Annotated in this window: 16 protein-coding genes; 5 read left to right on the top strand and 11 right to left on the bottom strand. The window is 55.7% G+C overall.

Translation table 11 applies throughout. The features are described 5' to 3' along the window. Positions 1-3: 3 nt before the first annotated feature. From rffG to trxA, 7 genes are all read right to left on the bottom strand, one after another. A complete protein-coding gene (rffG, locus tag EPG66_RS17035; protein WP_182687615.1) occupies positions 4-1,074 on the bottom strand; it encodes a dTDP-glucose 4,6-dehydratase in 1,071 nt (356 codons plus the stop codon). Beyond that, positions 1,071-2,330, bottom strand: a complete 1,260-nt coding sequence (gene wecC / locus EPG66_RS17030; protein ID WP_115758765.1) for a UDP-N-acetyl-D-mannosamine dehydrogenase — start codon at positions 2,328-2,330, stop codon at positions 1,071-1,073. The genes rffG and wecC overlap by 4 nt, the downstream gene beginning before the upstream one ends. Next, on the bottom strand, positions 2,327-3,457 hold the full coding sequence (wecB, locus tag EPG66_RS17025) for a non-hydrolyzing UDP-N-acetylglucosamine 2-epimerase (RefSeq protein ID WP_033759719.1): 1,131 nt from the start codon (positions 3,455-3,457) through the stop codon (positions 2,327-2,329). Before wecB ends, wecC begins: the two co-directional genes overlap by 4 nt. Before the next feature lie 10 nt (positions 3,458-3,467). Next, on the bottom strand, positions 3,468-4,517 hold the full coding sequence (wzzE, locus tag EPG66_RS17020; protein ID WP_031590308.1) for an ECA polysaccharide chain length modulation protein: 1,050 nt from the start codon (positions 4,515-4,517) through the stop codon (positions 3,468-3,470). Between the two features lie 27 nt (positions 4,518-4,544). After that, entirely contained in the window at positions 4,545-5,630 is a 1,086-nt protein-coding gene (gene wecA, locus EPG66_RS17015) for a UDP-N-acetylglucosamine--undecaprenyl-phosphate N-acetylglucosaminephosphotransferase (protein ID WP_182687613.1), read from the bottom strand. A gap of 280 nt (positions 5,631-5,910) precedes the next feature. Then, positions 5,911-7,170: a transcription termination factor Rho gene (gene rho / locus EPG66_RS17010; RefSeq protein ID WP_010257369.1), complete on the bottom strand. Its 1,260-nt coding sequence runs from the start codon at positions 7,168-7,170 to the stop codon at positions 5,911-5,913. Between the two features lie 352 nt (positions 7,171-7,522). After that, the gene (trxA, locus tag EPG66_RS17005) at positions 7,523-7,855 is read right to left on the bottom strand and encodes a thioredoxin TrxA (protein ID WP_003851963.1); all 333 of its coding nucleotides are present in this window, start codon (positions 7,853-7,855) and stop codon (positions 7,523-7,525) included. A gap of 117 nt (positions 7,856-7,972) precedes the next feature. On the opposite strand from trxA, the gene rhlB reads away from it, so the two are divergent. Beyond that, complete coding sequence (gene rhlB / locus EPG66_RS17000) at positions 7,973-9,265, top strand: ATP-dependent RNA helicase RhlB (protein WP_182687611.1); 1,293 nt, start codon at positions 7,973-7,975, stop codon at positions 9,263-9,265. Between the two features lie 7 nt (positions 9,266-9,272). Then, complete coding sequence (gene gppA, locus EPG66_RS16995; RefSeq protein ID WP_010671664.1) at positions 9,273-10,757, top strand: guanosine-5'-triphosphate,3'-diphosphate diphosphatase; 1,485 nt, start codon at positions 9,273-9,275, stop codon at positions 10,755-10,757. A gap of 43 nt (positions 10,758-10,800) precedes the next feature. Here the strand turns inward: gppA and rep are convergent, their stop codons facing one another. Further along, positions 10,801-12,822, bottom strand: a complete 2,022-nt coding sequence (gene rep, locus EPG66_RS16990; protein ID WP_010257384.1) for a DNA helicase Rep — start codon at positions 12,820-12,822, stop codon at positions 10,801-10,803. Between the two features lie 75 nt (positions 12,823-12,897). Here rep and ppiC point away from each other — a divergent pair, with 75 nt between their 5' ends. Next, positions 12,898-13,179, top strand: coding sequence for a peptidylprolyl isomerase PpiC (ppiC, locus tag EPG66_RS16985; protein WP_010257386.1), 282 nt, complete (start codon positions 12,898-12,900; stop codon positions 13,177-13,179). Here ppiC and EPG66_RS16980 read toward each other — a convergent pair whose 3' ends face one another. Continuing rightward, the gene (locus EPG66_RS16980) at positions 13,180-15,240 is read right to left on the bottom strand and encodes an AsmA family protein (protein WP_182687609.1); all 2,061 of its coding nucleotides are present in this window, start codon (positions 15,238-15,240) and stop codon (positions 13,180-13,182) included. A gap of 284 nt (positions 15,241-15,524) precedes the next feature. On the opposite strand from EPG66_RS16980, the gene kdgK reads away from it, so the two are divergent. Beyond that, complete coding sequence (gene kdgK, locus EPG66_RS16975; protein ID WP_182687607.1) at positions 15,525-16,457, top strand: 2-dehydro-3-deoxygluconokinase; 933 nt, start codon at positions 15,525-15,527, stop codon at positions 16,455-16,457. 201 nt (positions 16,458-16,658) lie between these two features. Here kdgK and msbA read toward each other — a convergent pair whose 3' ends face one another. Next, positions 16,659-18,416 carry a lipid A ABC transporter ATP-binding protein/permease MsbA gene (msbA, locus tag EPG66_RS16970; RefSeq protein WP_376712838.1) on the bottom strand — a complete coding sequence of 586 codons (1,758 nt, stop codon included), beginning with the start codon at positions 18,414-18,416 and terminating at the stop codon, positions 16,659-16,661. A 493-nt stretch (positions 18,417-18,909) separates the two neighbouring features. Here msbA and EPG66_RS16965 point away from each other — a divergent pair, with 493 nt between their 5' ends. Then, positions 18,910-19,782, top strand: coding sequence for an alpha/beta hydrolase (locus tag EPG66_RS16965; RefSeq protein ID WP_010671660.1), 873 nt, complete (start codon positions 18,910-18,912; stop codon positions 19,780-19,782). A 2-nt stretch (positions 19,783-19,784) separates the two neighbouring features. Here EPG66_RS16965 and EPG66_RS16960 read toward each other — a convergent pair whose 3' ends face one another. Then, positions 19,785-21,275, bottom strand: a complete 1,491-nt coding sequence (locus tag EPG66_RS16960; RefSeq protein ID WP_031590318.1) for a M16 family metallopeptidase — start codon at positions 21,273-21,275, stop codon at positions 19,785-19,787. Positions 21,276-21,430 lie beyond the last annotated feature (155 nt).

Genomic DNA, 21,430 nt, shown 5'->3' with positions numbered 1-21,430 from the left:
GGTTTATTGCGATAAGCCAAGGCGTTCGCCCTGATAGCGGCCATCCAGAATAGCCTGCCACCAGGTGGGATTGGTCAGATACCATGCCACGGTTTTACGCATGCCGCTTTCAAAGGTTTCCTGCGGCACCCAGCCAAGTTCATGCGCGATTTTACTGGCATCAATGGCATAGCGCTGATCGTGACCGGGGCGGTCAGTGACATAGGTAATCAGGTCGCGGTAATGCACCAGCCCGGCAGGTTTCTGCTCTGCGGCCAGCTCTTCAAGCAGGCTGCAGATAGTTTCGACCACCTCAATATTGCGTCGCTCGTTATGGCCGCCAATATTATAAGTTTCGCCTGGCTTGCCATGGCTGACCACCTGATAGAGTGCGCGGGCGTGATCTTCGACGTAGAGCCAGTCACGAATCTGCTGTCCGTTGCCGTAAACCGGCAAGGCTTTCCCGGCCAGCGCATTGATGATGGTCAGCGGGATCAGCTTCTCCGGGAAATGGCAGGGGCCGTAGTTATTTGAACAGTTGGTGACCAGCGTGGGCAGACCGTAAGTTCGCAGCCAGGCCCGCACTAAATGGTCGCTACTGGCCTTGCTGGCGGCGTAAGGACTGCTTGGCGCATAAGGTGTGGTTTCGGTGAAGTAAGCCTGGCTGTCATGCAGATCGCCAAAGACTTCATCGGTCGAGATATGGTGGAACAGAAAGGCGGTTTTGCGCGCGTCATCCAGGTTTTGCCAGTAAAAACGCGCGGCTTCCAGCAACTGATAAGTCCCGACAATATTGGTCTCGATAAAGGCCAACGGCCCGTCAATTGAACGATCCACATGGCTTTCAGCCGCAAGATGCATCACACAGTCTGGCTGATGACGGGCAAACACCTGATCAAGTGCCGGGCGATCGCAGATATCGACCTGCTCAAAATGAAAGCGAGACGAGTCGGCAACGCTGGCGAGTGACGCCAGATTTCCGGCGTAGCTGAGTTTATCGACCACCACCACCTGATGTTCGGTTTCTGCGATCAGAAAGCGCACCAGTGCGGAACCGATAAAACCGGCACCGCCCGTGATCAGAAAACGCCTCATCGCCACACACCTTTGGTGTCGACAATCCAGTTCTGCTGAACGCTGGCACCATCAATGGCGCGGAAGGCGCGGTGATCGACCAGCATCACCAGAATATCGGCCTGTTCCAGCGCCTGCCCGGCAGAGACCAGCACGGCTTTGTCGGCCAGTGCGTCAGCAAGCTGCTCAATATGGGGTTCAACCACCCAGGTGGTGCCGCTGTGCCACTCTGCAATTTTCTGTGCCACACCCACCGCCGGACTTTCGCGCAGGTCGTCGATATTGGGTTTAAAGGCCAGGCCAAAGCAGGCGATGGTGATATCGCTGGCGCGCTTGCCGGTCTGCGTCAGACAGTCCGCCAGCGCGGTTTTCACCTGGTCCAGCACCCACTGCGGCTTGGCGTCATTGACCTCGCGCGCGGTGCGGATCAGGCGGGCTAATTCAGGATTCTGCGCCACGATGAACCAGGGATCGACGGCGATACAGTGACCGCCGACGCCTGGACCTGGCTGCAGGATGTTGACGCGCGGATGGCGATTCGCCAGCGCAATCAGCTCCCAGACGTTAATCCCCTGATCGGCACAAATCAGCGACAGCTCATTGGCAAAGGCGATATTCACGTCACGGAAGCTGTTTTCTGTCAGCTTACACATCTCGGCGGTTCGGGCGTTGGTTTCAACGCATTCGCCTTTTAAAAACAGCCGATAAAGCTCGCTGGCGCGGGCGGAACAGGCTGGCGTCATGCCGCCAATCACCCGGTCGTTGTTAATCAGCTCAACCATCACCTGACCAGGCAGCACGCGCTCCGGGCAGTAGGCGACAAAAATATCGGGCGTATCACCGTGCTGAGGAAAGCGCAGGTCGGGACGCGCCGCCGCCAGCCAGTGGGCCATCTGTTCGGTGCTGCCCACCGGTGAGGTCGACTCCAGAATCACCAGGTCGCCCTTTTTCAGTACCGGCGCAATCGACTCCGCCGCGGCTTTCACAAAGCGCAGATCGGGCTGATGCTCATCTTTAAAAGGGGTCGGTACGGCGATAAGAAAAGCGTCGGCGGCTTCCGGCTGCGTGGTGGCGCGCAGATCGCCACGCGTAACGGCCGCATGCACCACCTGATCTAAATCGGGTTCCACGATATGGATCGCGCCACGATTGATGGTTTCAACGGCGCGCGCGTTGATATCCACGCCGACCACTTTTTTTCCCTTTGAGGCAAAAACGGCTGCCGTCGGCAGCCCAATGTATCCCAGTCCAATCACGGAGATGGTTTCAAAACTCATAATTCGGCTCGGTTATCTTTTAAGGCTTGTAAAATACGACCACAGGCTTTGCCATCGCCATACGGATTATGGGCGTGGCTCATCGCCTGCCAGGCAGCGTCGTCAGTCAGCAAGGTGCTGACCTCCGCCACGATTCGGGCGATATCGGTCCCCACCAGTTTGACGGTGCCGGCGTCGACCGCTTCAGGCCGCTCGGTGGTATCACGCATCACCAGCACCGGTTTACCCAGCGAAGGCGCTTCCTCCTGAATGCCACCGGAGTCAGTGAGGATGAGCCAGGCGCGGTTCATCAGCCAGACAAAAGGCAGATACTCCTGCGGTTCAATCAGAATGATATTCTCAATGCCGCTGAGAATCCGGTTTACCGGCTCGCTGACATTGGGGTTAAGGTGCACCGGATAGACAATCTGCGCCTCGGGATGCTGGCGGGCAATCTGCGCCAGCGCGCTGCAGATACGTTCAAAGCCGCCACCAAAGCTTTCGCGACGATGTCCGGTGACCAGCACCAGTTTCTTATCCGGGTCGAGAAACGGATAGCGCGCCGCCAGTTGTGCATTCAGATTGCTGTCATCCAGCACCCTGTCGCGAACCCACAGCAGCGCATCAATGACCGTATTGCCGGTCACGATAATGCGCGCATCGGGCAGATTTTCCTGCAACAGATTCTGACGCGATCGGGAGGTGGGGGTGAAATGCAGATGGGCAAGATGACCGGTAAGTTTACGGTTACCCTCTTCCGGCCATGGCGAGGCGAGATCGCCGGTACGCAGACCGGCCTCCACATGCCCGACCGGAATCTGATGATAAAATGCCGCCAGACTCGCCGCTAGTGTGGTGGTGGTGTCACCATGCACCAGCACGATGTCCGGTTTGAAGTCGAGCAGGACGGTTTTCATGCCCTCTAAAATGCGGCAGGTGATCTCGGTCAGCCCCTGCTCGGGACGCATAATATTGAGATCATAGTCCGGCTGCAGCTTGAACAGGCGCAGCACCTGATCGAGCATTTCGCGATGCTGTGCGGTGACGCACAGTCGCGATTCGAAAGCGGGATCCTGCGCAAGCGCCTGAACCAGCGGTGCCATTTTGATCGCTTCGGGGCGAGTACCAAATACCGTCAGAACTTTCACACTGTTTCTCTCACTCATGCGTGTCTGACATCAGACGCGGACGACGTGCCAGCGCCACTCCCGCGCCTGTTAATGCCCCAATGGCACCCCACATAATCATCATGAACAGACGTCGCGGACTGTCACGTGATACCGGCTCTTCCGGCGTACGCAGATAACGGTAGGTCTGGAACTGGCTGTTCAGTTTTGGCCCGGTCTGCAGCGTGGTCAGCATAGCTCTGTTCTGATCATAGCTGATATCAAACTCCGGACCGGTAGCGCGCAGCGTATCCAGCTGTCCCTGTAAAACGGGCTGGCCCAGCAGGAACAGGTCGCTGTCTGCCAGATTTTCACCCGCTTCTCGCGTCTGTTTCTCATTGATGCCCTGCTGGCTGGCGATCTTCAGCGCCTGCTCCAGTCGATGCTGCTGGCGCTGAAATACCGCGTTAGCCACATCTTCCTGACGTTTCACCTGCGCCTGCAACTGGTCGGTACGCGCCCGCCAGGCACCTTTTAGCTCATCATTCAGATGACGTGCGGCGCGCTCACTGGCATAGGCGATGTACTGACGCAGCAGATTGTTGGCGTCGCCAGCGGTTTCCGCTTTGAGTTTCACGTTATCGGGCAGGTTATGTGCCGCGTCAGCGGGCGTAAACAGGATATTGCCGATCATATCGTCGAGCAGCGCGGCGTCATTATGTGCATTGCCGGTTTTACGACTCTTGTAATAATCCGTTTGCTGCCAGAACTCACGACGCGTATCCCAGGAGGCGAGTTGCATGGTGAACTCCTGATAAACCTGATCCATCACCGTAGGTGAAGGTGCGGCCAGGGTTAAGGCGTTGTTGCGCACATCCAGATTGGTCAGGAATTGCTGCTGCGCATAGTAAGAACCCAGCATGTTTACCGTCGGACGATCGGTGATCGCCGTGGTGCTCCAGACCTGTTTCAGCAGCAGCGTGGCCAGCCAGGCGATCAGAGCAAACAGCAGCGCCAGCCCGATAATCCAGCGCTTGCCACGCCATAAACGGCAGCAAAAGCTGCGAATATCCAGTTCGTTGTCCACAACGTCAGAAGGCATGGCAGAGGTATCCTTTATCAGCTCTTTTCAGGGTAATTTGTTTTTTGCTTCGCGATGATGGCTCAGACGGCGCTTAATGCGGCGGACACGTCGCGCCACGCGCCACGCATGTTTGAGGCAGTAGCCGTAAATCATAAACGCGCCCAGGAACAGCAGCAGCATCACCCACTCCGGGATAAATGCCAGATATTCACCCAGCACACCGATACCGGCGAGAATGGCCGCCGCAACGGTAATCAGCACAAAGGCCTGACGGGAGGTAAAACCGGCACGCATAATCAGATGGTGGATGTGCTGACGATCAGCCGAGAACGGACTCATGCCTTTACGTAGGCGACGATACATAATCGCCACCATATCCATCAGGGGAATGGCGATAAGCCACAGTGCGGTAACGGGCGTAATGGGATGGCTCAGACCCTGCGTCGTTTCCAGCAGAATCCAGATAATGGTGAACCCGATCATGGTGCTGCCGGCATCGCCCATAAAAACTTTGAAGCGACGGCCAAGGAAGCCGAGGTTAAGCAGGATATAGGGCAGCGTGGCGGCAATCATCGCAAAACACCACATCGCGAGGCTGGTCTGGCCGTCGAAGTAGAGGATGATCCCCATGGCGGCAAAAGTGACCGAGGAGAGTCCGCCCAGCAGACCGTCGATCCCATCCACCATATTAAAGGCGTTGATCGCGGCCCAGACGGCAAACAGCGTCAGCACATAACCGAAGGGCCCCACGATAAGCTCGAACGGGCCGACGATAAAGCCCAGGCTAAGCAGATAGAGTTTTGCGCCAAACATCATCACCAGCGCGACAATGGCCTGCACCACCGCACGAATTTTGACGCTGATATCGAAACGGTCATCCAGTGCGCCAACCAGCACCAGAACACCGGCGCAGCCCAGATAGAGCAGCGCGTGGGGCAGATAGTAGTTGGTAATGGCAAACGTAAAGCAGATACCTGCGAACACAGAAATGCCGCCCACCAACGGAATCGCGCCATGATGGCGTTTACGTGAGTTAGGCTTATCAACTAAACCAATTTTTTTAGCCGCTTTTCGAGCAAAAAAGAGGAAAGCCAGGGAAAAGAGAAAAATTAAACCAAGCTCAGTACTCATAGTGAGTAAATTCACGTTAAACGCTCTCAGCTAACATCCCGCACAACAATACGCGAAAAAACGCGCCTATCGCTGTGTCGGATTCCGAATTCTGCATAAAGAGACAGACGAACGGTCAAAAGTTCGCCATCGCTACCACAGTCATTATAAATGCTCCTGCCAGTGTTCAATCCTATAGCTCACAAATGAAAAACGCCACGTTGAGACGTGGCGTGAGGTCGATTTTCTGCGCATCTGGACTAAAAAAGCCGAATCTGAGGTTCGGCCAGGCAGTATCGGATTAAGAACGCTTCATCATATCGAAGAATTCATCATTAGTTTTGGTCATCGCCAGCTTGTTGATGAGGAATTCCATTGCGTCGATTTCGCCCATCGGGTGAATAATCTTACGCAGGATCCACATCTTCTGCAGCTCTTCCTGAGAGGTGAGCAGCTCTTCTTTACGCGTACCAGAGCGATTGTAATCAATAGCAGGGAAGACGCGTTTTTCAGCGATTTTACGGGCGAGATGCAGTTCCATGTTACCGGTACCTTTAAACTCTTCGTAAATCACTTCATCCATCTTCGAACCGGTATCAACCAGCGCAGTCGCGATAATGGTCAGGCTGCCGCCCTCTTCCACGTTACGTGCAGCACCAAAGAAACGCTTTGGACGATGCAGGGCGTTGGCATCCACACCACCGGTCAGGACTTTACCTGAAGCAGGAACCACGGTGTTGTAGGCACGCGCCAGACGTGTAATGGAGTCGAGCAGGATGATGACATCTTTCTTGTGTTCAACCAGACGCTTGGCCTTCTCGATCACCATTTCAGCAACCTGAACGTGGCGTGAAGCTGGCTCATCGAAGGTTGAGGCGATAACTTCGCCTTTCACCAGACGCTGCATCTCGGTTACTTCTTCCGGGCGCTCATCGATCAGCAGTACCATCAGGGTACAGTCCGGATAGTTGTGCGCCAGGCTCTGTGCGATGTTCTGCAGCAGCATGGTTTTACCGGCTTTCGGTGGTGCAACAATCAGACCACGCTGGCCACGACCAATTGGCGATGCCAGATCCAGTACGCGAGCGGTTAAATCTTCCGTTGAGCCATTACCCCGCTCCATACGCAGACGTTTATTTGCGTGCAGCGGCGTGAGGTTTTCGAACAGAATCTTATTACGCGCATTTTCCGGCTTGTCGTAGTTAACTTCGTTAACTTTCAGCAGCGCAAAATAACGTTCACCCTCTTTCGGTGGACGGATTTTGCCAGAGATGGTGTCACCAGTGCGGAGGTTGAAGCGGCGGATTTGACTAGGGGAAACGTAGATATCATCAGGGCCGGCGAGGTAGGAGCTGTCTCCGGAACGGAGGAATCCAAATCCATCCTGAAGGATCTCCAGCACGCCATCACCGAAGATGTCTTCGCCGCTTTTCGCGTGCTGCTTCAGGATTGAAAAGATAATGTCCTGCTTGCGCATACGAGCCTGGTTTTCCAGTCCCATATTTTCGCCGAGAGTAACCAGCTCAGCAACCGGCGTATTCTTTAATTCGGTAAGATTCATAGTGATGGGTTCTTAAACTCGGGGTAATACTCGGAATGTTTGTCGTGAATGGTATGGCAACTAATCCATGCCGTTAATGGCTCTTTTCGGCTCTTCCTGACGATCATCGTATGGAATGGCGATCGGTATGCAGGGAGATGTCCGAATGTGATGCCAGAGTTGGAGCTAACCGTAAGATTGCTGAACCGTTCTATCTTTATAAGGTACAGGGCGACAGGGTTCAACAAGGGAAAACTTTTAGATGCTAACTACAAGGTAAGTTCGTAATGCAGTGCTGGTAAATTAGCACGCCTGAAAGCGAACGTCCAGCAGCAGGAGATAAATTCACCACTGCCGGACATTCAGCCCTGAATTACGCCAGATTGGCGTTCAGGAACTCTTTCAGCTGGCCTTTAGACAGCGCGCCCACTTTGGTCGCGGCGACTTCGCCATTTTTAAACAGCAGCAGCGTCGGGATACCACGAATGCCATACTTCGGTGCCGTGCCTGGGTTATCATCAATATTCAGCTTAGCGATGGTCAGCTTGCCATCATACTCTTCTGCAACTTCATCAAGGATTGGCGCGATCATTTTGCAAGGACCGCACCATTCAGCCCAGAAATCTACCAGTGTAACGCCGTCGGCTTTCAGCACGTCGGTGTCGAAACTGTCATCAGTCAGATGAACGATTTTATCGCTGCTCATGTTTTACTCCACAAGATTATGCCTGGCGAATTGGCGTAAAATATACCAATGTTGGTTGACTTTATTTCATCGGATACGCTTTCGTAAAGCGATAGTAAGCTGATATTCTACCACACTATGAGCAAAACACACTTAACTGAACAGAAGTTTTCCGACTTCGCCCTGCACCCAAAAGTGGTGGAAGCCCTTGATACTAAAGGCTTTCAATACTGCACGCCGATTCAGGCGTTAGCTCTGCCTTTTACGCTTTCAGGGCGTGATGTTGCAGGCCAGGCGCAAACCGGTACCGGCAAAACGATGGCGTTTCTGACGTCAACGTTTCATCATCTTCTCTCTCATCCTGCGGCGGAAGGTCGTCAGGTTAACCAGCCACGGGCATTAATTCTTGCGCCGACGCGTGAACTTGCTGTGCAGATTCATGCAGATGCAGAACCCCTTACCGCCTCAACCGGCCTGAAACTGGGTCTCGCCTATGGCGGAGACGGTTATGACAAACAGCTGAAAGTGCTGGAGCAGGGCGTTGATATTCTGGTGGCTACCACCGGTCGCCTGATCGACTACGCGAAACAGAATCACGTCAACCTCGGTGCTATTCAGGTCATGGTGCTGGACGAAGCCGATCGCATGTTCGATCTCGGCTTTATTAAAGATATTCGCTGGCTGTTCCGTCGCATGCCGCCGGCGACTCAGCGTCTGAGCATGCTGTTCTCGGCGACCCTCTCCTACCGCATCCGTGAACTGGCGTTTGAGCACATGAACAGTGCTGAATATGTGGAAGTGGAACCGGAACAGAAAACCGGCCATCGCATTCAGGAAGAGCTTTTCTATCCGTCTAACGAAGAGAAAATGCGCCTGTTGCAGACCCTGCTGGAAGAAGAGTGGCCCGATCGCGCCATTATTTTCGCCAACACCAAGCACCGCTGTGAAGATATCTGGGGCCACCTGGCCGCCGATGGACACCGTGTCGGCCTGCTGACCGGCGACGTTGCTCAGAAGAAGCGCCTGCGCATTCTGGATGACTTCACCAAAGGTGATGTGGATATTCTGGTCGCCACTGACGTGGCTGCTCGCGGTCTGCATATCCCGGCTGTTACCCACGTCTTTAACTACGATCTGCCAGACGACTGTGAAGATTACGTTCACCGCATTGGCCGTACCGGTCGCGCAGGCGCCAGCGGTCATTCAATCAGCCTGGCCTGTGAAGAGTACGCGCTGAACCTGCCTTCCATTGAAGAGTACATCGGCCACAGCATCCCGGTCAGCAAGTACAGCAGCGAAGCGTTGTTAACGGATTTACCGCCGCCTAAGCGTCTGCAACGTAGCCGTTCCGGCAATGGCCCGCGTCGCGGAGGGAATAACGCCAATCGTCGCGGTGCTCCACGCAACAACAACCGTAAACGTTCAGGTTAAGGCCACCATGCTAAGCGCATCGTCACTTTATGCAGCGATTGATTTAGGGTCTAACAGCTTTCATATGTTGGTGGTGCGTGAGGTCTCTGGCAGTATCCAGACCGTTGCAAAAATTAAGCGCAAGGTTCGCCTTGCTGCCGGTCTGGATAAAAATAACCTGTTGTCAGCCGACGCGATGTCGCGGGGCTGGCAATGCCTCAGACTGTTCTCTGAACAACTGCAGGATATTCCCCCCGATCAGATTCGCGTGGTGGCGACCGCCACGCTGCGTCTGGCTGCCAATGCGCAGACCTTCCTCGACACCGCCCAACAGATCCTTGGCTGTACCATCAACGTCATCAGCGGTGAAGAAGAGGCGCGCCTGATTTATCAGGGCGTGGCCCACACCACCGGCGGTTCCGACCAGCGTTTAGTGGTCGATATCGGCGGCGGCAGCACCGAGCTGGCTACCGGCGATGGTTCGCACGCGTCGGTGTTGTTCAGTCTGTCGATGGGCTGTGTGACGTGGCTGGAGCGCTTCTTCAGCGATCGTCACCTGGCAAAAGAGAACTTTGACCAGGCCGAGCTGGCGGCACGTGAGATGATCCAGCCCATTGCAGCGCAGCTGCGTGAGCAGGGCTGGCAGGCCTGTGTTGGTGCTTCAGGCACGGTTCAGGCGCTGCAGGAGATCATGGTGGCGCAGGGCATGGATGAGCGCATCACGCTGAATAAGCTGCAGCAGCTGAAGCAGCGCGCCATTCAGTGCGGCAAACTGGAAGAGCTGGAAATCGAAGGATTGACGCTGGAGCGGGCGCTGGTGTTCCCCAGCGGCCTGTCGATTCTGATCGCCATCTTCCAGGAGCTCAGTATCGATAGCATGACGCTGGCGGGCGGCGCACTGCGTGAAGGACTGGTCTACGGCATGCTGCATCTGCCCATCGACCGGGATATCCGTACCCGTACGCTACACAACGTCCAGCGCCGTTTCAGCATTGATGTTGAGCAGGCGGATCGCGTGCGTCAGCTGGCGGAGAGCTTTTTCCGTCAGGTTTCCACGTTGTGGAAGCTGGATCAGCGCTGTCGTGAGTTGCTGCTCAGCGCCTGCGCGATTCACGAAATCGGCCTGAGCGTTGACTTCCGTCATGCGCCGCAGCATGCGGCGTATCTGGTACGTCACCTCGATCTTCCTGGTTTCACACCGGCGCAGAAGAAGCTGCTGGCCTGTTTACTGCAAAACCAGAGCGGCAGCATCGATCTGGCTTTGCTGACTCAGCAGAATGCCCTGCCGCCGCGGCTGGCGGAACGGATGTGCCGTCTGCTCCGGCTGGCGATTATTTTCTCCACCCGTCGTCGCGATGACACCCTGCCTGCGGTGCGGCTACAGGCAGACGATGATGCCCTGCATCTGACCCTGCCCGCGGGCTGGCTGGAGGCGCATCCGTTGCGCAGTGAGCTGCTGGAGCAGGAAAGCCACTATCAGTCTTACGTCCACTGGTTATTAACCCTGTCGTAGTTGCCCTCGCGTGAGGCGAATCTCCTTCGCCTCCTGCACTGTTTTAACTCTTTTTCGCCTTATCCAGCATCGCTCTCAGACCGGCCACCCGGCTCTGACCGGTTTTCATCCGCTCCTCCGCACTGACCACTTTGCGCTCAGTTTCCCATTGCAGATCGTCCTGCGGCAGTTCCAGCAGAAAACGGCTCGGCTCCGGCCGGATTAATTCGCCATATTGCCGGCGTTCGCGACACAGGGTAAAGGTCAGCTCTTTCTGCGCCCGTGTGATCCCTACGTAGGCCAGGCGACGCTCCTCTTCGATATTATTTTCATCGATGCTGCTCTGATGCGGTAACAGCCCCTCCTCCATGCCCACCAGGAACACATAGGGGAACTCCAGCCCTTTGGAGGCGTGCAGCGTCATCAGCTGCACCTGATCCAGCTCTTCATCGCTTTCACCGCGCTCCATCATGTCGCGCAGGGTAAAGCGCGTCACCACCTGCGCCAGCGTCATCGGCTCATCGATATCGCTGCCCTCCAGCATCTCGGTCATCCACTGAAACAGCGTGTTGACGTTCTTCATCCGCATCTCTGCGGCTTTCGGGCTGCCGGAGGTTTCGAACAGCCAGCTTTCGTAGTCGATGCCGCGAATCAAATCACGCACTGCGTTTACCGGCTCACGTTCGGTCAGCTGGATAATCTCATTCAGCCAGTGGGTGAAGCGCTGCAGGTGCTCCAGACCGCGGCCACTCAGCGTCTGCCCCAGACCGACATCAAAACTGGCGTTAAACAGGCTCTTGCTGCGCAGGTTGGCCCACTCACCGAGCTTCTGCAGCGTGGCCGGGCCAATCTCACGGCGCGGCGTATTGACGATGCGCAGAAACGCGCTGTCATCCTCAGGATTGGTCAGCACGCGCAGATAGGCGAGCAGATCTTTGATCTCGGGCCGTGAGAAGAACGAGGTACCGCCAGAGATGCGATAAGGGATGCGGTTCTGCATCAGAAACTTTTCAAAGGTCCGGGACTGATGGTTGCCACGATAAAGAATGGCGTAATCTTTGTACTGCGTCCGGTTGATAAAGTGATGCGCGATGAGCTCGCCGGTGACCCGCTCCGCTTCATGCTCTTCACTGTTGGCAGTAAGTACCTTCAGCTCGCTGCCCTGCCCCAGCTCCGAAAAGAGCCGCTTCTCAAAGACGTGCGGGTTATTGGCAATCAGGATATTTGCCGCTTTCAGTATGCGCTGCGAAGAGCGGTAGTTCTGCTCCAGCTTCACCACCTCCAGCGCCGGGAAATCCTGATTCAGCAGCACCAGATTCTGCGGGCGTGCGCCGCGCCAGGAGTAGATAGACTGATCATCATCGCCCACCACCGTGAAGCGCGCCCGCGCGCCCACCAGCAGCTTAACCAGTTCATACTGGCTGGTGTTGGTATCCTGATACTCATCCACCAGCAGATAGCGGATACGCTGCTGCCAGCGTTCACGCACCTCCTGATTACGCTGCAGCAGCAGCGTCGGCAGCAGAATCAAATCGTCGAAATCGAGCACGTTGCACGACTTAAGATGCTGGCTGTAGAGGGCGTAGCAGTGAGCAAAAATATTATCCTGCTGCGATCGTGCCAGCGCGGCGGCGCCCTGCGGATCGATCAGATCATTTTTCCAGTTCGAGATGGTGGAGATGAGCTGCTGTAGCAGCGTCTTATCCTCTTCCAGCCACTCTTTTGTCAGCTCTTTCAGCAGGGCGAGCTGATCCTGATCGTCGAACAGCGAGAAGTTTGACTTCATGCCCAGCGCCGCCGTTTCGCGTTTGATGATCTCCAGCCCCAGCGTATGGAAGGTGGAGATCAGCAGGCCGCGTGCCTCTTTGCGGCCCAGCGTCTGCGCCACACGCTCTTTCATTTCGCGCGAGGCTTTATTGGTAAAGGTCACTGCAGCGATGTGGCGCGCCTGATAGCCGCATTCACGGATCAGATGGGCGATTTTATTGGTAATCACGCGGGTTTTGCCCGATCCCGCGCCCGCCAGCACCAGACAGGGACCGGTAACAAATTCGACGGCACGTTGTTGGCTGGGGTTTAAACGCATAGGAGAAATCGCCTGATTGAATCAAAAGAAAGGGGTTTATACTGGGCGGCAATTATACACAACCGAGATACCAACATGGCGAAAACCGCGGCGGCTTTACACATCCTGGTCAAAGAGGAAGCGCTGGCAAAAGAGATTCTGGCGAAACTGGCGAAGGGTGGCAATTTCCAGCAGCTGGCAAAGAAGCACTCAACCTGTCCTTCTGGCCGGAATGGCGGCGATCTGGGTGAGTTCCGGCAGGGACAGATGGTGCCAGCCTTTGATAAAGCGGTCTTTACCTGCCCGCTGCTGACGCCTTACGGGCCGGTAAAGACCGGCTTTGGTTATCACATTATCAAAGTGCTCTATCGCAACTAGTTACTTCTTCTGCTTCATCTGCTGCAGGACGGTGCTGCACTGGTTGTCTTCGTTATCACTAGGAGAGATCAGTGCCAGCAGCGCCGCCGCCGGGCCGACTACTGCGCCCAGTGCCACTGCAGCGGCACCACGTGCCAGCAGTGGCCCCGTTTTCACGCCCGCATCAGGATTTTTAAAGGTGCCGCGCACGTAGAGCGGGGAGCGCAGCGTTACGATGCGGACACCCTTACTCTCCGGATTCACCGACAGATCCAGCCGCTCACTGGCGAAGTTCGCGTTGCCTGAAACATTGATAATCGCGTTCTCGGTATCAAACACAAACAGGTTAGGCGTCGCCACACCGTTCTGCAGTTTGAGATCGGTGGCGGCGCAGTTGATGCGCACCTGGTCATCGCCAAACAGTTTGCCCACCACGTAGTTACCGACGTTGAGTCCGGCAATTTCCATCAGGCTGCGGCTAATCAGGCCATCATTCATCAGCAGCTTAAGTTGCCCGTTGCTGGTCGCCAGCAGATCGGCTACGGAGTTACCGGTGCCGGTAAAGCTGGCATCGCCATTGAGCTGGCCACGGCTGTTCTTCATCGCCTCCACATTCGGGAAGAGCTGACGCAGCTGCAGCTTACGGACATGAAGATCAACCCGACCACGCATCGGCGAGTGATTGCCCTCCAGCCGGATGGTGCTGTTGAGATTGCCGCCCGCCACACCAAAGCGCAGCGGGTCCAGCAGCAGATCACCGTTTTTGAGCTGCAAATGGGTATAGAGATCGCTTAACGGCAGTGAATTGCTGTGTTCGATCCGTTTGCCGCTGAACTTCACTTCGGCATCCATTACGTCCCAGTTTTTGGTGTCGAATTTATCGTGCGGCAGCACGCGGTCTGCGGGCTGATTCGATTTCTCACCGCGCCGGGCTTTGGCCTGAGCCGTTTTTTCACTGCCTTTGCCAGAGTCGACGCCAATCAGCGGCCCCAGATCGGCCATGCGCAGTTGCTCAGAGGTCAGTTCGCCGCTGAGTGTCGGGCGGGGTTTGACCTGACTGTAGATCAGCGAGCCATGAATATCGCTGTCGCCAATATGTCCGTTGAATTTCTCATAGCGGTAGACCGCGCCCTTTTCGCCGCTGAATTTAGCAATCAGATGGCCGTCGGTTTCATAAGGTGGCGTGTCAGGCAGCAGGACGCCGGTCAGGCCATAGAGATTCGCCAGCGTATCGCCCGAGAAGCGCAGTCGCACGTTAAGCCCGCCGAGGTTCATCGGATCCTGCAGACCGCCGGTCACCTGAACCCGCGTGCTGCCGTTGCGCAGATCGGCCTCAATCGGGAACGGGGTGTTCTGACTGCGCAGTGACAGCATGCCGCCAATCTTACCGTCGCCGCTGAGTGACTCATTGTTATAAGTGCCCTTCGCCTGCCAGCCAAAGACGAAGTCGCCTGCGCCCTTCTGCTGATCATTGCCTCCGGCAATCTGCGTATACGGCACCGGTTTACCCAGCGGATTAACCTGCACCGTGACATCTGCGCGGTTAATGGCGTCGCGATAACGAATCTGGCCCTGATCGAACAGAATATTATCCAGACGAAATGACCAGGCCGATGGCGCAGCACTCTTCTCATCCTTGCCGCTATCGGCAAGGGTAAAGGTCCAGTTGTTCTTTTTTTCCGCGGTCTGAATCAGACGCGCATCCGGCCGCTGCAATTTAATCCACGGGATAAACAGTTCTTTGTGCAGCAGCGACAGCGGCGACAATGTGGCATCGACCCGCTGCAGATGTACCATGGTGACGTCAGCAATATCAGGCGGATTCCCCAGCATGATATCTTCCGCATGGATCTGCGGCCACGGCACCCAGCGCCGCCAGCCTGCCTCGTCGCGATTTCGTGCCCAGTCGATACCCAGATCCCCGCGTATCGCAAAGGGACGGTTTAACTCGGTTGAAACTTTTTGATTAATGGTGGGCTTCAGGCGATTCCAGTCAAAGGTCGCGATGACGACGATAATCACCACGATCAACAACACCAGAATTCCTGCTACCCAGCTGACTATTTTCCCGATACGCGACATTACGCTTTCTCCTTGCACATTCACGGTCTGCGTTAAAGATAGTCGAGACCACGGGCAACGGCATCAGGGAAGCGGGATAGTAAGATGATTCAATTCAGAAAAGGGGGTTTATCAGCCATTTCGTTAGCATAAGCGGTAAAAAAAGCCGACATTCCCGGCGTTTATCCCCGAGACCGGGGCTAATGGTCACCTTTAAAGATAAATTAAAACACCGTTTTAAAACCATTGACGTCTGCCATACCAGACGCGAGACTAAGGCGATATTTCACTACAGGTCTGAAACCATGACGCAGAAAAAAATCGCCATCATCGGCGAATGCATGATTGAGCTGTCCGAAAAGGGTGAGAACATTAAACGTGGCTTTGGCGGCGATACGCTCAATACGGCCGTTTATCTCGCCCGCCAGGTTGATGAGCAGCAGTTACGGGTCGATTATGTCACTGCGCTGGGTACGGATTCGTTCAGCGATCAAATGATCGCAGCCTGGCAGCAGGAGAAGGTCAATACCGACCTGATTCAGCAGCTCGATAATAAAATGCCGGGCCTGTATTTCATTGAAACCGATGCCGACGGTGAGCGTACCTTCTGGTACTGGCGCAGTGATGCCGCCGCGCGTTACTGGCTCGACAGTCCGCAATCCGCAGAGATAGCTGAACAGCTGTCGCACTACGATTATCTCTACCTCAGCGGCATCAGCCTGGCGATTCTGTCGCCTGCCAGTCGTGAAAAGCTGATGCTGCTGCTGGCTCGCTGCCGGGCTAATGGCGGCAAAGTAATTTTCGATAACAACTACCGCCCACGTTTATGGGCCGATCGGGCCAGCACACAGGCCGCTTATCGCGCCATGCTCAACTGTACCGATATCGCCTTCCTGACACTGGATGATGAACATCTGCTCTGGGGCGAAGAGCCGCTGGATGACGTTATCGCGCGTACCCGTCAGGCGGGTGCCAGCGAAATCGTGATTAAGCGCGGTGCAGACTCCTGCCTGGTGGTCACCGGCGATGCGCCGCTGATTGATGTGCCTGCGGTTCGTCTGGCGAAAGAGAAAGTGATCGATACCACCGCAGCCGGTGATTCGTTCAGTGCCGGTTATCTGGCTCGCCGTCTGACCGGCGCTTCTGCAGAGGTCGCCGCGCAGCGCGGACATCTGACTGCCAGCACCGTGATTCAGCATCGTGGCGCGATTATTCCGGCAGAGGCGATGCCTGACTGACAGAGCGGCAGCCAGCGTCGTTGATACAGGCACTGAACGTGCCGATGCCAGAAAATGCGCCTGAGGGCGCATTTTTTAGGCTGTTGGTAACGTCTGGTTGGGTGGCTGTAACACTTTTCTCCTCTGACCCGGCTCTCTGTGAGTTGAGCATATTAATTGCTGTTGGGTTCACTCTGCTTTGGCATTCGGCACAAACATCTCTTACGCACAAAGTGGCTGACTGAACTGCATCTGATAAAGCCGGGCATAAGCGCCTTTCTTTTGCAGCAGCTGCTGATGCGAGCCGCGCTCAACAATCCTGCCCTCTTCCACCAGCAGAATTTCATCTGCCTTTTCAATGGTCGAGAGCCGGTGAGCGATAATCAGCGTGGTCCGGTTTTGCTGTAGCGTCTCCAGTGCAGACTGAATCGCGCGTTCAGACTCGCTGTCCAGAGCCGAGGTCGCTTCGTCGAGGATCAGAATCGGACTGTCGCGCAGCAGGGCACGGGCAATTGCGATGCGCTGACGCTGTCCACCCGACAGCAGCACCCCATTCTCTCCAATCACCGTATCCAGCCCGTTATCCATTTTATTAATAAACTCCATGGCATGGGCCATCTGCGCCGCCTTTTCGATCGCCTCCCGACTGAAGACGTCGGTACGGGCATAGGCAATGTTATTGGCGACCGTGTCATTGAACAGGTGAACATGCTGAGAGACCAGCGCCACCTGCTCGCGCAGTGAGGCCAGGGTGTAATCGCGCAGGTCATGACCATCCAGCAAAATTTCGCCGCTGTCGATATCGTAAAAACGCGTTAACAGGCTGGCGAGAGTCGATTTACCCGAACCGGAACGGCCTACCAGGGCCACGGTTTTACCGGCGGGAAGGGTCAGATTGATATGCTGCAACGCAGGCGTTTCCGATCCCGGATAAGTAAAGGTGACATCGCGAAATTCAATATTCCCGGTGGCGCGATCAGCCACCCGGGTACCTTCATCCTTTTCCTGTTCAGTATCCAGGATCGCGAACAGCGTCTGACAGGCTGCCATGCCGCGCTGGAACTGGGCATTGACGTTGGTCAGGGACTTTAACGGACGCATCAGCATCAGCATGGCGGAAAACACCGCGCTGATGGATCCCGCCGTCAGCGTTGCCATGACCGACGGAAAACTGGCTGCATAGAGCACAAAGGCGAGCGCAGAGGAGGCGAGCAACTGAATAATCGGATCGGATAGCGAGGTCGCCGAGACCATTTTCATTCCCTGGCGACGCATTTTGTTGCTGACCTGTTCAAAGCGGGAGGTCTCGACCTGCTGACCGCCGAACATCAGTACCTCTTTATGCCCTTTCAGCATCTGCTCTGCATGAGACGTCACCTGCCCCATGGTGTTCTGCATATTCTTGCTGATTGTGCGGAAGCGTCTGGAGACGATGCGGATCGCCAGTGACACAATGGGTGCCAGCACCAGCAGGATCAGTGAAAGCTGCCAGCTGTAGTAGAACATCATCACAAACAGGCCAACAATGGAGGCCCCTTCGCGCACCACCGTCACCAGCGAGCCGGAAGAGGAGGAGGCGACCTGCTCGCAGTCGTAGCTGATACGGGAGAGCAGCGTGCCGGTTGACTGCTGATCAAAAAATGCCACCGGCATGCCCATCATATGACTGAACAGGCGACGACGCAGGGTCATCACCACTTTGCCTGACACCCAGGAGATGCAGTAACTGGAGATGTAGCCGCTGACACCGCGAATCAGAATCAGCCCGATAATCACCAGCGGCATCCAGCGCAGAATGCCGTGATTGTTTTTGCCAATGACATCGTCCAGCAGCGTCTTCAGTAACGTCAGCATAAATGGATCTATTGCGGCGTTGACGATCAGGGCAACACCCGCAACCAGCAGTCCCAGCCTGAAGGGAGAAATCGTCGGCCACAGGCGACCAAAGGTTTGTCGGGTGGAGAGATCGGTATCAAACATGGGATGCATCTTACCGTTGTGAATGAACGACTGATGTTATGTTAAACCCCATCAACCAACAGGAAACTGCCTGTTTCTATCCGACGCTGATCATTCCCAAATGAGACTGGCACTTAAGCCTCTGCAGCGTGGCGAGAGTGACTCTGGCGCTAAAATCATTATTTCGCCTTAACAGCAGACAGCGTGATATCCGGTAAATTGCGGCTATCGAAGCGGGCCGTGCCAGCCATTTACCTTAAGCTGCAAATTAGTGGTTAATAACGGACTTCCTGCGGCAATCCCCTTCAACCATCCTTATAATTTATTGATTAAAATTAATCAGTTATATAAAAAGATCCACCACCAGGCATAGTCCGAATCTGGTCAGATCCCCCCCTTTTCGGATGGACGACCGCCTGAAAAAAGACCATCTTTTAATCAAAAGACAGCAGGACGCTGTTCTCTCCGGCCGCGAACAAAACAATTAAAATATTCCCCGCATCAGGATCTATTTATGCACACAGAAATTATTAATATCTGGCCACACGGTGATGCGCCAGGCGCCAGCGATTCGCGCGCCCAGCCGCAGATTGTCGACATGGCAAAAGAGTATGAGCCTTACGATCGGGCAGCTACCGGCGTGCGTTGCCCGGAGATGGCGATCTGGCATCCGGTCGAATCAAACGGGATTACCCTGCTGGTCGCACCGGGCGGTGGCTATCAGCGCGTGATGATCGATCGTGAAGGCAGCGCCCTGGCGACATTCTTTACCTCAATGGGTTACACCCTGGCGGTGATGACTTATCGCCTGCCCTATGATGGACATCACGAAGGCCCCGACGCGCCGCTGGCCGATGCTCAGCGCGCGGTACGCGTCCTGCGTGAACGGGCGCAGCGCGGCCTGAATGGTAAATATATCGTCATGATGGGCTTTTCGGCGGGTGGCCACGTGGCTGCCAGTCTGGGTACGCGTTTCGCAGAGAAACTCTATCCGGTGCAGGATGGCGCAGAAAACTTCTCGCCGCGTCCGGATGCGATGGTCCTGGTCTATCCGGTAATCAGCATGCGGGACGGCATCGCCCATGAAGGAGCCAGAACCCGCCTGCTGGGTGCCTGGCCCGATCAGAAAACCATTGACGCTTATTCAATGGAAACCCGGGTTCATCCGCTGGTGCCGCCGACGCTGTTGATCCACGCAGCCGACGATGATGATGTATCCGTGAATCACAGCATGGCGTTTTTTGGCGCGCTGCGTGAGCATAAGGTCCCGGCAGAGGTGCATTTCTATCAGAAAGGCGGGCACGGATTTGGTATCCGCGGCGTGGCAGATTTGCCCCTCGCCAGCTGGCCGATGTTAGTGACCGAGTGGCTCAGGGCAAAGACCTGATTTTATGCGGCTGGCGGAACGTCTTTGACGTTACTATCCGGCGGACTGGCTTCATTGCTGGTCGCCGGTGCCGCTGGCGGTGCCATCACTTTGTCCCAGTTGTTTTGCAGGCTCTTCACGTTGGTTTCCGCTTCGCCTTCCGGCTGAATCAGTACCATCATCAGCTCCTGCGTCAGCTGCTGACGCAGCTCCTGGTTTAACTGTTCGCGGGTCAGGCCGGCCAGGAAAGTCTGACGCAGCTTCTGATACTGCTCAGGTGCGATATCGACTACGGCGTTCTGCTGGGAGCGCAGGCGCTGGCTCATCAGCACATCCGTATCGGTGCGGGCATAGGTGGTAAACAGCTTGTTCAGCTCCAGCAGCTTCTGCGCCATCAGCGCATCGAACTCCTCCTGCGGCAAGCCTTTGTCACGCACGTTTGCCAGCTCACGCGCCACCAGGTTCATATTCTGCGCCAGATTTTCGTTGCGTCCATCCAGGTTGATGGAGCACTGCGCACGCTGATAGAGCACACGGCAATCAAATCCCACCTGTATGCCCTGTGCCTTGCTGTCACTGAGCGCACGCTGGACATGCCAGAACAGCGCTTCACGCGCCAGATCGCCCTGCCAGTAACGCTGCAGATTCTGGGAGTCACGAATCGGTTGCCACGGCGTATCCCACACCAGCGAAAGGCGATCCTGCGTCATGTTGCTGCTGACCAGATTTACCGGCTCGTGCGGCAGCGGCGACAGGGTGGGCAGTGGCGCAGGCGTTTCTCGTTTACCGGTTAACGCCGAGAAGGTTTTATTGATCTGCTCAGAGAGGTTGCGGCTGTCGACATTCCCTACCACGTAGAGCGTCATCGCATCCGGGGTGTACCACTGATGATAAAAATCATTGAGCTGGGTTAAATCAACCGGCACGCGTGGTTGCGCTGCGGGATCATGCGCCAGCAGCGCGGAGCCTTTCAGGCGGTAGCGCCACCAGACATCCTGGGTATCTTTCGGCCAGGTCGCCACCGGATCCGATGCCGCCAGCGCGGTGTTGACCACCTGTTCGGTGATGGCCATATTGCCCGCCGTGGCCGCCAGCCAGTTCAGCGCTTCTTTCAGCAACTCGGGGCGGTTATTCGGCAGACTCAGATTATATTGGGTGGAATCATAGGAGGTGATCACAGGTGGCAGCGGATGCTGTGGATCCATCGCCTGTTGCCATAGCGCGCGCTGCTGATTGTTATCAAGCGCGGTGTTGTGCACCATCGCCAGACGCGGCAGCAGATGGCTGAAGCCGGCCTGTTGCGCACTCTCCACCAGCGAGCCGGTATTCACCACCAGCCGCAGTTCAATACGGTCACTGGGGCGTTGCGGTGTGGCCAGTAACTGCCAGTTAAATCCATTATCCAGCTTGCCTTCCTGCCAGGCCGGATCCGGTTGCAGCGTTTCTGCCTGGAGACCAAAGCTGCTTGCCAGCACTAATCCACCAACCAAAAGCCGAATTCTGGTGCCCTGCATGTGAACCCCTACTCAAATAATTCAAATATCGTTATCACTGGCGCATATTGCCGCTGTTATTAACGAATCGGCTGGCGCCGAATCGCGCTGTTATCCAACAACAAAGTGTTTGACCACAGGAAGCTCAGGATGTCGCGTAACGAAGTGAAAAACGT

This window comes from Pantoea pleuroti, assembly GCF_014156615.1.
Taxonomy (GTDB): Bacteria; Pseudomonadota; Gammaproteobacteria; order Enterobacterales; family Enterobacteriaceae; genus Pantoea; species Pantoea agglomerans.
This window is presented reverse-complemented; position numbering and strand designations above follow the sequence as displayed.

What these genes read in the sequence shown, in the direction of transcription:
- rffG (WP_182687615.1), bottom strand. Translation starts at nt 1,074, where the DNA reads ATGAGGCGTTTTCTGATCACGGGCGGTGCCGGTTTTATCGGTTCCGCA.
- wecC (WP_115758765.1), bottom strand. Translation starts at nt 2,330, where the DNA reads ATGAGTTTTGAAACCATCTCCGTGATTGGACTGGGATACATTGGGCTG.
- wzzE (WP_031590308.1), bottom strand. Translation starts at nt 4,517, where the DNA reads ATGCCTTCTGACGTTGTGGACAACGAACTGGATATTCGCAGCTTTTGC.
- wecA (WP_182687613.1), bottom strand. Translation starts at nt 5,630, where the DNA reads ATGAGTACTGAGCTTGGTTTAATTTTTCTCTTTTCCCTGGCTTTCCTC.
- rho (WP_010257369.1), bottom strand. Translation starts at nt 7,170, where the DNA reads ATGAATCTTACCGAATTAAAGAATACGCCGGTTGCTGAGCTGGTTACT.
- trxA (WP_003851963.1), bottom strand. Translation starts at nt 7,855, where the DNA reads ATGAGCAGCGATAAAATCGTTCATCTGACTGATGACAGTTTCGACACC.
- rhlB (WP_182687611.1), top strand. Translation starts at nt 7,973, where the DNA reads ATGAGCAAAACACACTTAACTGAACAGAAGTTTTCCGACTTCGCCCTG.
- gppA (WP_010671664.1), top strand. Translation starts at nt 9,273, where the DNA reads ATGCTAAGCGCATCGTCACTTTATGCAGCGATTGATTTAGGGTCTAAC.
- rep (WP_010257384.1), bottom strand. Translation starts at nt 12,822, where the DNA reads ATGCGTTTAAACCCCAGCCAACAACGTGCCGTCGAATTTGTTACCGGT.
- ppiC (WP_010257386.1), top strand. Translation starts at nt 12,898, where the DNA reads ATGGCGAAAACCGCGGCGGCTTTACACATCCTGGTCAAAGAGGAAGCG.
- EPG66_RS16980 (WP_182687609.1), bottom strand. Translation starts at nt 15,240, where the DNA reads ATGTCGCGTATCGGGAAAATAGTCAGCTGGGTAGCAGGAATTCTGGTG.
- kdgK (WP_182687607.1), top strand. Translation starts at nt 15,525, where the DNA reads ATGACGCAGAAAAAAATCGCCATCATCGGCGAATGCATGATTGAGCTG.
- msbA (WP_376712838.1), bottom strand. Translation starts at nt 18,416, where the DNA reads ATGTTTGATACCGATCTCTCCACCCGACAAACCTTTGGTCGCCTGTGG.
- EPG66_RS16965 (WP_010671660.1), top strand. Translation starts at nt 18,910, where the DNA reads ATGCACACAGAAATTATTAATATCTGGCCACACGGTGATGCGCCAGGC.
- EPG66_RS16960 (WP_031590318.1), bottom strand. Translation starts at nt 21,275, where the DNA reads ATGCAGGGCACCAGAATTCGGCTTTTGGTTGGTGGATTAGTGCTGGCA.